Origin of the sequence: Janthinobacterium aestuarii (genome assembly GCF_046113285.1) — a bacterium.
In the GTDB taxonomy this organism is placed as follows: Bacteria; Pseudomonadota; Gammaproteobacteria; order Burkholderiales; family Burkholderiaceae_D; genus Janthinobacterium.
Window position 1 is genome coordinate 931709 of sequence record NZ_CP142524.1, and the last position, 13562, is coordinate 945270.

A 13562-nucleotide genomic window follows, 5' to 3' on the forward strand; every position below is an offset into this window, starting at 1 on the left:
CATCACGATAACCCCACATCCGGCTGAGAGCGCGCATGATCAATGTCTTTGTATTACAGAATGGCCGGCTCAACCAGGTGCCGATCGACAGCCGCGCAGACCTCGAAAATGCCGAACCGGTGTGGGTCGACCTGACCGACCCCACCGATGATGAACGGGCCTGGGTCAAGGCCATCTACAACGTCACCCTGCCGGGCGAAGACGAAGTCAAGGATATTGAGGCGTCGGCCCGCTATTACGAAGCGGAAAACGGCGACTTGCACCTGCGCACGGATTTCTTGCGCGAAGAGGACGACGGCCCGTCGCGCGTCATCACCGTGGCCTTCATCCTGGCCCGCAAGATCCTGTTTTCCATGCATACGGACGACTTGCCCGTGTTCCGCCTGGTGCGCATGCGCGCCCGTTCGCGGCCCGGCTCGATTGCCGACTACATGGACGTGCTGCTCGACCTGTACGCCACCGATGCCGAATATTCGGCCGACGTGCTCGAAGGCATCTACCAGAACCTGGAAGAAGTCAGCACGCGCGTGCTGCAAAAGGAATTTACCGATGCGCACGCGGCCGAAGCGCTGAATGCCATTGCCCACGAGGAAGATTTGAATGGCCGTATCCGCCGCAACATGATGGATACGCGCCGCGCCGTGAGCTTCCTGATGCGCGGCCGTTTGCTCAATTCCGAGCAGTTCGAGGAAGCGCGCCAGATTTTGCGCGACATCGAATCGCTCGATGGCCACACCTCGTTCCTGTTCGACAAGATCAACTTCCTGATGGACGCCACCGTCGGCTTCATCAACATCAACCAGAACAAGATCATCAAGATATTCTCGGTGGCCAGCGTGGCCTTCCTGCCGCCTACCCTGATCGCCAGCGTGTACGGCATGAACTTCAAGCTGATGCCGGAGCTGGAATGGTCGTTCGGCTATCCATGGGCCTGGGGCTTGATGATCACCAGCGCCATCGCGCCCTTCCTGTACTTCCGCCACCGCGGCTGGCTGAAATAAGCAGCATCGCCGGGACGCTCCCGCGTCCCGGTTTCAAGGCGAGCGCAGCAAATCCAAAAATCAGCGATAATCACTGGTATTGCGTGGTATTGAATTGGTATCTACGTTGCCTGTGCTGAGCCAGTCTTTTCCCCGTAGTCTGCCTTTTGCAGAAAAGTATCGTCATTGAGCCGTTTTCTGCGTGGCAGCGTCCGCCTGTTCCACCTATGATCGTTGCGATGCCAGCCTTGGCCGGCCGGCCGCCGCATTTCCCGTCACCGTTGTCTTCTGGAGAGTCCATGCCTGATACCGCCATCACCCCACCGCGCTTCACCCATCTGATCAGCGACTGCGATGGCGTGCTGATCGACAGCGAAGCCGTGGCCCTGCAAGCGCTGCTGGAGTTGCTGGGGCCACGCCTGCAGAACCTGCCCGAGGGCGTCACCCTGCAAGGCTTGATCGAGCCGCGCCTGGGCCAGCGCCTGGTGCCGCTGATGCAGGATATCTACAAGGAACTGGGCTTGCCGCAATTGCCGGCCGACGAGATCATGGCCATCGGCAACGCCGTCGATGCCGCTTGCGACGCGCAATTGCGCGCCGTGCCCGGCGTGGCGCAGGCGCTGGCCGCCATTGCGCTGCCCAAGGCCGTGGCCTCGAACAGCGTCAGCGCGCGCGTGCTGTCGGCACTCGAACGGACCAGCATGGCGCCGCTGTTCGACAAGCGCGTGTTTACGCCCGACCTGGTGGGTCATGCCAAGCCGCATCCGGGCGTCTACCTGGCGGCGGCTGCCGCGTTTGGCGTGCCGCCGAGCCAGTGCCTGGTGCTGGAAGACAGCGTGACGGGCGTGACGGCCGCCGTGGCGGCGGGCATGACGGTATTGGGATTCATCGGCGGCGGGCATATCGCCGCCGGCCAGGAAGATAGGTTGAAAGCGGCCGGTGCGCATGTCGTGTTCAACGACATGGCCAGGCTGCCGGCGCTGGTGGCCGCGGTGATGGACACCGCGACCGTATAACCTTACGCCAGCTTGGCAAACACCTTGCGCGCGGCAGCGATGGTGGCGTCGATGACGGCGTCATCGTGCTGCGCCGAGACGAAGCCCGCCTCGAAGGCGGCGGGCGCGAAGTACACGCCTTCGTCCAGCATGGCGTGGAAGAAGGCGTTGAACTTGCTGCGGTCGCCCGCCATCATTTCCGCGTAGCTGGTCGGCGGCGTTTCGCTGAAATAGATGCCGAACATGCCGCCGATGTAGTCGGCGCAGAACACCACGCCCGCTTCCTTGGCGGCGGCGGTCAGGCCTTCGGTCAGGCGCTTGGCCGTGGCGCCCAGCTGCTCGTAGAAGCCCGGTTGCTGGATCAGTTTCAGGGTGGCCATGCCGGCCGCCACGGCGACCGGGTTGCCGGACAAGGTGCCGGCCTGGTAGACGGCGCCCAGCGGCGCCATGTTGTGCATCAGCGCCGCGCTGCCGCCGAAGGCCGCCACCGGCATGCCGCCGCCGATCACCTTGCCCAGCGCGGTGAGGTCGGGCTGGATGCCGTACAGCGCCTGCGCGCCGCCCAGGGCCACGCGCAAGCCGCACATGACTTCATCGAAAATGAGCAGAGCGCCGTGCTGCGTGCACAGCTCGCGCATCGCCTGCAGGAATTCTGGCGTGGCTTTTACCAGGTTCATGTTGCCGGCCACCGGTTCGACGATGACGCAGGCGATCTCCGCGCCGAAGCTGTCGAAGGCGTCCTTCAGCTGTTCCACGTTGTTATAGTCGAGCACCAGGGTGTGCTTGACAAAATCTTCCGGCACGCCGGCCGACGTCGGGTTGCCGAAGGTGAGCAGGCCGCTGCCCGCCTTGACCAGCAGCGAATCGGCGTGGCCGTGGTAGCAGCCTTCGAACTTGACGATCTTGTCGCGTCCCGTGGCGCCGCGCGCCAGGCGCAGGGCGCTCATGGTCGCTTCCGTGCCCGACGACACCAGGCGCACCTGCTCGATCGACGGCACCAGACGCGTGATTTCCTCGGCCATCAGCACTTCGCCTTCGGTCGGCGCACCGAACGACAGGCCCAGCGCGGCCGCATCCTGCACCGCCTTTACCACTTCCGGATGGGCGTGGCCGACGATGGCCGGGCCCCACGAGCCGATGTAGTCGATATAGCGCTTGCCGTCCGCGTCCCAGAAGTACGGGCCTTCGGCGCGCGTGATGAAGCGCGGCGTGCCGCCCACGGAGCGGAAGGCGCGCACGGGCGAGTTGACGCCGCCTGGCGTGGTTTTTTGTGCGCGGGCAAACAGGATGTCGTTCTGTGAAGTCGTCGTCATGATAATCGTGCCTTGAGAGTGGATCGTTGTCTGTGTCGTCTGTGTTTGTCTGGACGGGATTATTGGGCGCCGCGCTGGCGCTGCTGCCGGAACAGCCGGTTCGGCACCAGCTTGCCCATGCCGTGGCGCTGCGCGTGCGCCAGCGCGCCGGCCGTGAATTCCTGCGCCGCCACGACCACTTGCGGCACGTCGTCTTCGTTTTCGGCCAGGGCCAGCAGGGCGGTGGCCGCCGCCGACAGGGTGCTGCCGGCGCCGTTGAAGATGCCTGGCAAGTGCTGCCATTCGTCGTGGCGCACCACGCCGTCCTCGCCGAACAGGGTATTGGCGCGCAGCTTGCCTTCGCCCGTGCCGGACTTGCTGGCATCGGCCGGCATGCCGGTGACGAGCACGTATTCGCAGCCCAGCGCCACCAGGTAATCGACGTCGTTTTGCAGGGTGTCGTCCGGGTCGGCGTCGCGCCAGGTCTCGGCCAGGCGCTCCAGTTCCACCGGCGAGAGCACCAGCAGGGTCGTTTGCGGGATCAGCAGCTGGCGCACGGCGGTGAGGATGTCCTCGTCGTCCATGCCCTGTTCCGGCAGCGCCGAAATGAAGGGATCGAGGATCAGCGGCACGTTTGGATAGTCGGAGACGATTTCGGCGATGGCCGTCACGTTTTCCACGCTGCCCAGCGCGCCGATCTTGATGGCGGCCACGGACATGTCTTCCAGCAGCACGCGCGCCTGGTCGGAAACCCAGTCCGGGTCGACCGCCTGCACGTCTTCCACGCGTGCCGTATCGCTGATCAGCAGGCCCGTGGTGACCGACAGGCCATGGCAGCCGAAGGCTGAAAATGTGGCCAGATCGGCCTGGATACCGATCGCGCCGACCGGATCGGACACGCCGAAGCTTAATATGAGGGGAGAAGTTTGGTTTTGCACGGCGGGTAGATTAAGATACCTAATTCAGCATTTTACTTGATTGAAGGGTGGCAGAACGTGAGTAGCAACGAAACAACGCAGCAATTCCAAACGTGGATGTGTCTTATTTGCGGCTGGGTTTATGATGAAGCGGCCGGCTTGCCCGACGAAGACATCGCTCCCGGCACGCGTTGGGCCGATGTTCCGATGAACTGGACCTGTCCTGAATGCGGTGCGCGCAAGGATGATTTCGAGATGGTAGCGCTGTAATCAATCAGGTCCACGGGATGCCGCTGCCGCACGCAGGTGTCGCGGCTGCCTGTGCTATGGTATGAAAAATTGTCGAATAATCACATGACGCGATCTTCCTTGCCAGAGGCGCCGTCCGATGCCGTGTGTGCCGGCGTCACGGTACTCGTCATCGACGACAGCGCGACGATACGCAGCGCTGCCGCGAAGATACTGGGCGAGGCCGGTTACCGCGTGGTGGTGGCGGAAAACGGCTTTGCGGCCCTGGCCAAGATCGCCGACTGCCAGCCGGCGCTGATCGTGTGCGACATTGTGATGCCGCGCCTGGACGGCTACCGCACCTGTGCGCTGATCAAGGCCAGCGCGGCGTATCACGCCACGCCGGTGCTGATGCTGTCGTCGAAGGAAGGCTTGTTCGACCGCGCGCGCGGCGCCATGGCGGGCGCCAGCGCCTGCCTGGCCAAGCCGCTGGCGCGCGAGGCGCTGCTGGAGGCCGTGCGGCTGCACCTGGCCGGGCATTTTGAGTAAGTGTTTTTATTGATTGACAACGCAGCAAGGAAGCAGATGGCCATACACACAATTCTGATCGTCGATGACTCGCCGACAGAACGCTACTACCTGAGCGAGATGCTGGTGCGTGCCGGTTATGCCGTCCTCACGGCGCAGGACGGCGCCGACGCGCTGGCGCAACTCAAAGAGGCCAGGCCCGACCTGATCCTGATGGACGTGGTGATGCCCGGTGCGAATGGCTTTCAGATCACGCGCGCGATTGCGCGCGATCCCGAACTGCAGGACGTGCCGGTGATTATCTGTTCCAGCAAGAGCCAGGAAACGGACCGCATCTGGGGCTTGCGCCAGGGCGCGCGCGATTACCTGGTCAAGCCGGTGGTCGAAGCCGAGCTGCTGGCCAAGATCGCCGCGCTTTCCTGAGCATGCAAACGATGCCAGGTCTCGGCGTGTCCACAACGGCCTTTGCGCCTGCCGCTGCCGCCGTGCCATCCTTCGAGTCGGGCGCGCGGCAGGGGCGCTTGCGCCAGTATCAGCTGCAATTGATCGAGCGGATACAGGCTGCGCGCAGCGGCGCGCTGGCGGCGCGCAAGGAACTGGGCGTGATGCTCGGTGGCCGGCCCTGCCTGCTCGACCTGACGCAGCTTGGTGAAATCGTCATTGCCGCCGGCGTGCAGATCCAGGGCGTGCCGCTGGCGCAGGACTGGTACCTGGGCCTGGCGGCCATGCGCGGACGCCTGACGGGCGTCGTCGACCTGGCCCGCTACATGGGCGAACCGGCTTGCGCGCCCGGCATTCACTGCCGCATCATCACTTTTTCTCCGCGCCTGGGCCTCAATTGCGCACTGCTGGTCGAGCGCGTACTGGGCTTGCGCCAGCTGCGCACGATGCAGCCCGTCTCCTTGCCGCATGCACCGCCGTCGTGGGCGGCGCAGGCGCTGCGCGACAGCGAAGGGCAGCAGTGGCTGCGCCTGGACCTGGCGCAGCTGGCGCAAGCGGAACGCTTCCTCGATGCCGGCTTTGGCGGCCTCGCCGACTACAAGGATATTTGCTGATGGGCGCCCATTCCCCCATTCTGGCGGCCGCCATGCCCGAAGCGGAGCACGCGCCCGGCGAGCCGGGATCGGCGGCCGACCTGCCGCTGCGCCTGCGCGACGCGCTGGGACGGCGCAAGTCGCTGGCCAGCGCGCCGGTGCGCGACTTGAAGCTGCCGCTGATCGGCCATTTCCCGCTGCAAAAGCAGCTGAGCATCCTGTCGACGGTGATGGCCCTGAGCCTGGCCGCCAGCCTGCTGTTCGTGGGACTGAACACGCGCAGCGGCAATATCGCCTCGGCGCAGACGCAGCTGGCCAGCGATGCGCTGATGCATTCGCAGCGCATCGGCAAGGCCGCGCCGAACGCCGTGCAAGGCAATCCGGAAGCGTTCCGCCAGCTCGAGGAAAGCCGCAATGAACTGAACCAGGATTTCCGCCTGATGCTGCGCGGCGGGACGTATCACGGCCGCGATATCGGCGAGTCGCGTTCCGCCCTGCTGGCGGCCGTGGCCGACGCGCGCAAGAAGTGGGCCAGCAGCGACCGCGCGGCCAGCACCATCCTGCGCCTGAAACCTGAGCTGGGCGAATTCGACAAGACCTTGCAGCAATTGAACGCGCTGTCGCCGGCGTTGCTGGCGCAGACCGAGGAAGTCGCGGCCCTGAAGGTGCAGCGCGGCGGCAATGCGCGCGACCTGGCCGTCATCGGCCGCCTGATGATGCTGAGCCAGCGCATGAGCCGCAGCGCCAGCGAGTTCCTGTCGTCGGGCAGCATCAGCTCGGAAACGGCGTTTTCGCTGGGGCGCGACACGACGTATTTCCGCACCGCCGTCGAAGGGCTGTTGAATGGCAGCGTGCCGCTGCAACTGGCGCCCACGCGCGACGCCGAACTGCGCGACCGGCTGGTGGCGCTGAAAGCCAGTTTCGACACTTACCAGAAGCTGGTGTCGTCGATACTCGACCGGCTCGATAAATTCAGTTCGGCGAAAAGCGCCGAACAGCTGATCTTCAACGAGAACGAAGACCTGCGCCAGCGTTTGACCCTGCTGCAGCAGATGTACCACGTGAACCAGGAAACCCTGGGCATGGCCTTCTGGATGATGGTCGGCGGCGTGTTGCTGACCCTGATCGCGGCGGCCGGCATCGGCAGGGTGCTGCTGCAGGACTCCGTCAACCGCACGCGCGACGCCGAGCGGCGGCGCCAGGAGGCGGAAATCCTGCGCCTCCAGTCGCAGGGAAAAGAGGAAGCGGCGAAGGCCAGGAATGACCAGAACCAGGCGGCCATCCTGCGCCTGATGAACGAATTGCAGAAGGTCGCCGATGGTGATCTGACGGTGCAGGCCACCGTGTCGGAAGACATCACGGGCGCCATCGCCGATTCCGTCAACTACACGGTCGAGGAATTGCGCGGCCTGGTGGGACGGGTGACGGCGACGGCCGAACAGGTCAACCGCGCCTCGACGCAGGCGCAAAGCATCTCCAGCAAGCTGCTGATCGCGTCGCAGCAGCAGTCGCGCGAAATCCAGGGCGTCAGCGCCACCGTGGTCAAGATGGCCAATGCGATTACCGACGTGTCGAAGTCGGCCAGCGTCTCGGCCGACGTGGCGCGCCAGTCGGTGGCGGCGGCGCAGCAGGGTTCGACGGCGGTGGAAAACGCCATCAAGGGCATGCATGAAATCCGCGAGCAGATCCAGGATACGTCCAAGCGCATCAAGCGCCTGGGCGAATCGTCGCAGGAAATCGGCGAAATCACCGAGCTCATTTCCGACATCACCGAGCAGACCAATGTGCTGGCGCTGAACGCCGCCATTCAGGCCGCATCGGCCGGCGAGGCGGGGCGCGGCTTTTCCGTCGTCGCCGAGGAAGTGCAGCGCCTGGCCGAACGCTCGGCCGCGGCCGCCAAGCAGATCGGCGCGCTGGTGCGCACCATCCAGGCCGATACCCAGGATGCGACGCGGGCGATGGAAACGTCCACGCAGGGCGTGGTCGAGGGCGCGCGCCTGTCCGACGCGGCCGGAGCGGCCTTGAACGACATCAGCCAGGTGTCGAAACACCTGGCCGAACTGATACAGGGCATCTCGTTCGCCACCGGCACGCAGGCCGGTTCGGCCAGCGGCGTGGCCTTGAATATCCAGCATATCCTGAGCGTGACGGAGCAGACGCAGGACGGCACGCAGCAAACGGCGCAGTCGATCCATAAACTGTCGATGCTGGCGCAGGAACTGAAAAACTCGGTGTCGCGCTTCCGCGTCGCCGCCTGAACGTCGCGCCAAGCCAGGGCGATTTCTTTACCGAGGCATGCATGAGCACACCAGATAGTCCACAGCAGTCCAAGCCGTTCGACAGCGAACCTTTGTCCTGGGTGATGGTGGAAATCCGCGAAGCGCTGGGCCGCTCGAAAACGGCCCTGTTCGAAGCGGGCGGCCGCGAACGCGAGGAACGCGCCACGGCCCTGCAGCATGCGCGCTCGCACCTGCACCAGGCGCATGGCGCGCTGGTGATGGTGGACGTGGCCGGCGCCAGCCTGCTGACGGACGGCGCGGAACGGGCGCTGGCGCGCTTTCGCGACGGCAGCCTCGAATACACGCTGGACCATGCGCAGATCGTCGCCGCACTGTATCAGGCCCTGACCGAATACCTGGAAGACCTGGTGGCCGGCACGCCGCCGCAGCCGGCGCGTTTGTTCCCCTACTACCGCGACCTGCAAACCCTGCTGGGCGCCGAGCGCATCCACCCGGCCGACCTGTTTTTTCCGCCCTCCGCCATGCTGGAAGGGCAGGCCATCGCGCTGGCCGACACGCCGCCCGTGGCGGACTATCCTGCCTGGCGCGGACGCTTTGAAAAATCCCTGCTGCCCTTCCTGAAGGCGCAGGATGATGGGGTGCGGCGCCAGCACGCGGGCGAGCTGCACGCCACCTTGACCCTGGTGGCCGACGCGCAGCAGGAAGCGCCGGCGCGCACTTTCTGGTTCGCCATGCAGGCGTTCGCGGGGCTGGCGGCCAGCGGCGAGGGCATGGGCACGCTCAACGTCAAGCAGCTGTTCGGCCTGATCAACCTGCAGTTGCGCCGTCTGGCGCAGGGCACGGCCAGCCTGCCCGAAGCGATGCTGCGCGACGCCCTGTTCTTCATCGCCGCGGCGCCCGAGCCGACGCCGGAGGCACGCCAGCTGCGCGCCGCTTTCGCCCTGGACGGCATGCTGCCCGCCGACGTGGAAACGCGGCGCTACGGCCAGGTCGACCAGGATGCCCTGCAAGGCGCCCGCGCGGCCCTGGCGCAGGCGCGCGCCAGCTGGAGCCGCCTGGCGCAAGCCGACCTCGATCCTGCCCTGGGCCCGGATTTTGAAGCGTCGCTGCAACAGGTGGCGGCACATGTGGAGACCTTGAAGCAGCCGGCCCTGGCCAGCCTGCTGCGCGAATGCGCGGCCGTGGCGCGGCAAGCCGTGGCCAGCGGGCGCAGCGCGGCCCTGGAGAATGAAATCGGCATGGCGCTGCTGTTTGCCGACACGGGACTGGAGCAGCTGCGCCGCCTGCCCGACGATTTCGCCGGCAATGCGGAAACCATCGCCGCGCGCCTGCAGGCGCTGCTGGCTGGCGAAGCGCCGCCGCCCGTCACGGCGGGCGAGCTGTCGCGCCAGATCGAGCAGGGCCAGACCGTGGCCGCGCTGGCCGAAGACATGAAGACGGGGCTGCGCCAGGTGGAAAAGGTGCTCAACGCCTACTACGCGGATGCAGCGGGTGCGGGGACGGCGGGGCCACTCGATGGCGTCGCGCCCGTGCTGGAGCAGTTGCAGCGGCAGCTGGCCGGGCTGGGACAGGACGACGCGCGCGTCGCCGTGCTGCAGGTCGATGCGGCCGTGCGGCAGCTGGCCGGTGGCGACGCCAATGCGCACGCCGAAGCGCTCGACGAGATCGCGCAAAATGTCAGCGCGCTGGGCTTTTTTGTCGATATGCTGGGCCGCAACGCGCAGGCGGCCAGCGGGCGTTTCCATTTCGATGCGGCCGCCGGCACTTTCCGCGCGCTGCCATTTGAAAAAGTCGCCGCCGCCGGCGCTGTACCGGTACCTTTGCTCGACCAGGCCCTGGCGCCCGCAGCACCCGCCGGCATGGATGCCGCGCCGGCCGTGACCGATGTCGACGCGGAGATGCTCGACATTTTCATCGCCGAAGCGCGCGAAGTGCTGGCCTTCATCGACACCACCCTGGCCTTGCCGCGCGAGCAGGCCGCCAGCGGCGACCACCTGGCCATGCTGCGCCGCTCGTTCCATACCCTGAAAGGCAGCAGCCGCATGATCGGCCTGGTGCAGTTTGCCGAAGCGGCCGGCGCCATCGAGCGCGTCATGAATACCTGGCTGGCCGAAGCGCGTCCCGCCAGCGACGACTTGTTTACCTTGCTCAATTACGGCTGGTACCAGCTCAGCGAATGGGTGGCCGAACTGGAAGGTGGCGCGGGGCGCGAGCGCGAGGCCGGCATGCTGCTGGCGGCGGCCGAGCGCGTGCGCGAAGGGGGGCCGTTCGAACTGCGCAAGCCGCGCCCGGCCGCGCCGTTGGCCGGCAATGGTAATGTGATCGGACTTCCTTTGGCCACGGCGCCCGCGCTCCACGAAGCGCCGGACGATCACCTCAAGCACGTGGGCGAACTGCGCATCAGCCTGCCGTTGTACAACATCTACCTGGCCGAGACGGATGAATTGCTGCGCGTGCTCACGCGCGATTTCGGCGAGTGGCGCCATGAACCGCGCGCCGTCAGCGCCGAGGCGCTGCAAGCCGTGCATACGCTGGCGGGGACGTCCGGCACGGTGGGCTTCCAGTCCCTGCGCGACCTGGCGCACGCGCTGGAAACGGTGATTGAAACGGTGGTGCCGCCGCTGGCCGGCCTGCGCGCCGAACAGCACGACGTGCTGGAGCAGGCCACGCAGCGCATCGGACAAATGCTGCAGGCGTTCGCGCTGGGCGACCTGGCGCCAACGCAGCCGGACATGATCGAAGCGCTCAACACTCTGTGGCGCGCCTTGACGGCGCCGCCTGGCGAAAGCAAGGAAGACCGCCTCGACGCCCTGTTTGCGGACGCTTACGCCAGCATCGTCGGTACGCCGGTGCAGCCTGCCGAGCCGCTGGCCGAAGTGCCGGCGCCGGCGCCAGCGCAGGCGCAGGCGCCGACGCAGGAGAGCGGCGCCAGCGACGACCTGTTCGATGCCGGTTTCGAACACGCACCGCCATTGGAGCATGCGGCGCCGGAAGCGCCGGCACCGGCCATCATGCCGGCCGATGCGGCCGCGCTGCTGGCGGCGAGCGCCGGTATCAGCGATGAACTCGACCTCGATTTATTGTCCGTCTTCCTGGAAGAGGGCGCCGACCTGCTGCCGCAGATCGGCGAGGCGCTGCGCAGCTGGCAGCAGCAGCCGCACGACAGCGGCCAGGCGCAGATGCTGCTGCGCACCCTGCACACCGTCAAGGGCAGCGCGCGCATGGCCGGCGCCATGCGTCTGGGCCAGCATGCGCATGAAATCGAGACGCATATCGAAAACATGCTGCACGCGGGCACCGCCACGCCGCAAGCTTTCGAGGAATTGCTGGCCCATTACGACCATGCGCTGCACCTGTTCGAGCAGCTGCAGCAACCGTTGCTGCCCTTGCCGGGCATGGAAGACACCCCGGTGGCCGAACCGAAGGCGGCGCTGGTGCGCGTGCGCGCCGATATCCTCGACCGCCTGGTGAACCAGGCCGGCGAAGTGTCGATCACGCGCTCGAAGATGGAAAATGAAGTGGGCGTGCTGGGCGCTTCGCTGTCCGAGTTTTCCGATAACCTGGCGCGCCTGCGGCGCCAGTTGCGCGAAGTGGAAATGCAGGCCGAATCGCAGATCGCTTCGCGCATGGCGGTCGGCAGTGAGCGCGAATTCGACCCGCTCGAATTCGACCGCTTTACGCGCCTGCAGGAACTCACGCGCATGATGGCCGAAAGCGTCAACGACGTGGCCTCGTTTCATGAAAACCTCAGCCACAGCGTCGATGCGGTGACGGACGACCTGGTGCTGCAGGCGCGGCTGACGCGCGAGCTGCAGCGCGACCTGATGCAGATCCGCATGGTGCCGTTTGCCAGCATCGCCGAACGCCTGTTCCGCGTGGCGCGGCAAAGCGCCAAGGAAGTCGACAAGCGCGTCAACCTCGACATCCGCGGCGGCGGCGTGGAAATCGACCGCAGCGTGCTCGAACGCATGGCCGCGCCCTTCGAACACCTGCTGCGCAACGCCATCGTGCACGGCGTCGAGCCGCGCGATGCGCGCCTGCTTGCTGGCAAGAGCGAGACGGGCGAGCTGCTGGTGCAGGTCAGCCAGCAGGGCAATGAAGTGGCGATCGCTTTTTCCGACGACGGCGCGGGGCTGGACCTGGAACGCATCCGCGCCAAGGCGCACGGCGCCGGCCTGGTGCCGACGGATGCGCCTTTGAGCGACGCGCAGGCGGCCGAGCTGATTTTCACGCCCGGATTTTCCACCGCCGACAGCCTGACGGAACTGGCAGGACGCGGTTTTGGCATGGACATCGTGCGCTCCGAAGCGCTGGCCCTGGGCGGGCGCGTGGAAACGCAGACGCAGGCGGGCCTGGGCATGCGCTTCACCATCCACCTGCCGCTGACCCTGGCCGTCACCCAGGTGGTGCTGCTGGCGGCGAACGGCAAGACGTATGCCTTGCCGTCGGTGCTGGTCGAGCAGGTGCTGCACCTGAAAGGGGAACAGCTGGAGCAGGTGCGGGCGGCCGGGCGCATCGAGTCGCACGGGCAGTCGCTGGCGCTGCATCACCTGTCGGCCATGCTGGGCGAGACGCCGGCGGAGCAGGCCACGCAGCGCCATGCGCCGGTGCTGTTGCTCCGGAATGGCAATGACAGGCTGGCCTTGCAGGTCGATGACGTGGTGGGCAACCGCGAGGTCGTGGTCAAGCACGTGGGGCCGCAACTGGCGCGCATGCCGGGCATCGCCGGCGCCACGGTGCTGGGCACGGGCGACATCGTGCTGATCCTCAACCCGGTGGCGCTGGCGCAGCACCTCGAGCACCATCCGGAACTGCTGTCGCAATATGCGCTGGCCAGCCGCGAGCAGCACGCCGCTTCCAGCGTGCTGGCCGTGCCAGCCGTGCGCGTGATGGTGGTCGACGATTCGCTGACGGTGCGCCGCGTGATGCAGCGCCTGTTCGAGCGCGAAGGCTACCAGGTGCTGCTGGCCAAGGATGGCCTCGATGCGCTGGAGCAGCTGCATGCGCTGGAACCGGCCGCCATGCCGGCGCTGCTGCTGGTCGACGTGGAAATGCCGCGCATGGACGGTTTTGATTTGACGCGCAATGTGCGCAGCGACGACAAGACGCGCGCCATCCCCGTCATCATGATCACCTCGCGCAGCGCCGACAAGCACCGCGCGCATGCATTTGAACTGGGCGTGAATGCGTATTTCGGCAAGCCGTTCCAGGAAGATGAATTGCTGGCCGAGGTGGGACGCTTGCTGGCCGACGGCGTGGCGTAAGCCGACGCCGTCACAAGCGCCAACGATGTTGTCGGATTACGCGGGGCCTTGCCCCGCTAATCCGACCTACGCTCTTTACGACAG

General features: G+C 66.2%; 10 protein-coding genes. 8 read left to right on the forward strand and 2 right to left on the reverse strand.

Annotation, left to right across the window (positions count from 1 at the left end; all coding sequences use genetic code 11):
- Window positions 1–35: 35 nt before the first annotated feature.
- Entirely contained in the window at window positions 36–1001 is a 966-nt protein-coding gene (corA, locus tag OX462_RS04200; protein ID WP_034746658.1) for a magnesium/cobalt transporter CorA, read from the forward strand.
- Window positions 1002–1279: 278 nt separating this feature from the next.
- Window positions 1280–1996, forward strand: coding sequence for an HAD family hydrolase (locus OX462_RS04205; protein WP_070290488.1), 717 nt, complete (start codon window positions 1280–1282; stop codon window positions 1994–1996).
- 2 nt (window positions 1997–1998) lie between these two features.
- Here OX462_RS04205 and hemL read toward each other — a convergent pair whose 3' ends face one another.
- Window positions 1999–3288, reverse strand: a complete 1290-nt coding sequence (hemL, locus tag OX462_RS04210; RefSeq protein ID WP_121670446.1) for a glutamate-1-semialdehyde 2,1-aminomutase — start codon at window positions 3286–3288, stop codon at window positions 1999–2001.
- A gap of 59 nt (window positions 3289–3347) precedes the next feature.
- Window positions 3348–4205: a bifunctional hydroxymethylpyrimidine kinase/phosphomethylpyrimidine kinase gene (locus OX462_RS04215; protein ID WP_035822099.1), complete on the reverse strand. Its 858-nt coding sequence runs from the start codon at window positions 4203–4205 to the stop codon at window positions 3348–3350.
- Between the two features lie 96 nt (window positions 4206–4301).
- Here OX462_RS04215 and OX462_RS04220 point away from each other — a divergent pair, with 96 nt between their 5' ends.
- The 6 genes from OX462_RS04220 (at window position 4302) to OX462_RS04245 (ending at window position 13478) form a co-directional block, all read left to right on the forward strand.
- Window positions 4302–4454 carry a rubredoxin gene (locus tag OX462_RS04220; protein WP_010401308.1) on the forward strand — a complete coding sequence of 51 codons (153 nt, stop codon included), beginning with the start codon at window positions 4302–4304 and terminating at the stop codon, window positions 4452–4454.
- An 84-nt stretch (window positions 4455–4538) separates the two neighbouring features.
- On the forward strand, window positions 4539–4961 hold the full coding sequence (locus tag OX462_RS04225) for a response regulator (RefSeq protein ID WP_099410777.1): 423 nt from the start codon (window positions 4539–4541) through the stop codon (window positions 4959–4961).
- 36 nt (window positions 4962–4997) lie between these two features.
- A complete protein-coding gene (locus OX462_RS04230; protein ID WP_070222135.1) occupies window positions 4998–5363 on the forward strand; it encodes a response regulator transcription factor in 366 nt (121 codons plus the stop codon).
- 26 nt (window positions 5364–5389) lie between these two features.
- The gene (locus tag OX462_RS04235; RefSeq protein ID WP_346428562.1) at window positions 5390–5995 is read left to right on the forward strand and encodes a chemotaxis protein CheW; all 606 of its coding nucleotides are present in this window, start codon (window positions 5390–5392) and stop codon (window positions 5993–5995) included.
- Window positions 5995–8232 carry a methyl-accepting chemotaxis protein gene (locus OX462_RS04240; RefSeq protein WP_121670444.1) on the forward strand — a complete coding sequence of 746 codons (2238 nt, stop codon included), beginning with the start codon at window positions 5995–5997 and terminating at the stop codon, window positions 8230–8232. Before OX462_RS04235 ends, OX462_RS04240 begins: the two co-directional genes overlap by 1 nt.
- Window positions 8233–8273: 41 nt before the next feature.
- Complete coding sequence (locus tag OX462_RS04245; RefSeq protein WP_409027849.1) at window positions 8274–13478, forward strand: Hpt domain-containing protein; 5205 nt, start codon at window positions 8274–8276, stop codon at window positions 13476–13478.
- The last annotated feature ends 84 nt before the right edge of the window (window positions 13479–13562 follow it).

What these genes read in the sequence shown, in the direction of transcription:
- corA (WP_034746658.1), top strand. Translation starts at nt 36, where the DNA reads ATGATCAATGTCTTTGTATTACAGAATGGCCGGCTCAACCAGGTGCCG.
- hemL (WP_121670446.1), bottom strand. Translation starts at nt 3,288, where the DNA reads ATGACGACGACTTCACAGAACGACATCCTGTTTGCCCGCGCACAAAAA.
- OX462_RS04240 (WP_121670444.1), top strand. Translation starts at nt 5,995, where the DNA reads ATGGGCGCCCATTCCCCCATTCTGGCGGCCGCCATGCCCGAAGCGGAG.
- OX462_RS04205 (WP_070290488.1), top strand. Translation starts at nt 1,280, where the DNA reads ATGCCTGATACCGCCATCACCCCACCGCGCTTCACCCATCTGATCAGC.
- OX462_RS04245 (WP_409027849.1), top strand. Translation starts at nt 8,274, where the DNA reads ATGAGCACACCAGATAGTCCACAGCAGTCCAAGCCGTTCGACAGCGAA.
- OX462_RS04220 (WP_010401308.1), top strand. Translation starts at nt 4,302, where the DNA reads ATGTGTCTTATTTGCGGCTGGGTTTATGATGAAGCGGCCGGCTTGCCC.
- OX462_RS04230 (WP_070222135.1), top strand. Translation starts at nt 4,998, where the DNA reads ATGGCCATACACACAATTCTGATCGTCGATGACTCGCCGACAGAACGC.
- OX462_RS04225 (WP_099410777.1), top strand. Translation starts at nt 4,539, where the DNA reads ATGACGCGATCTTCCTTGCCAGAGGCGCCGTCCGATGCCGTGTGTGCC.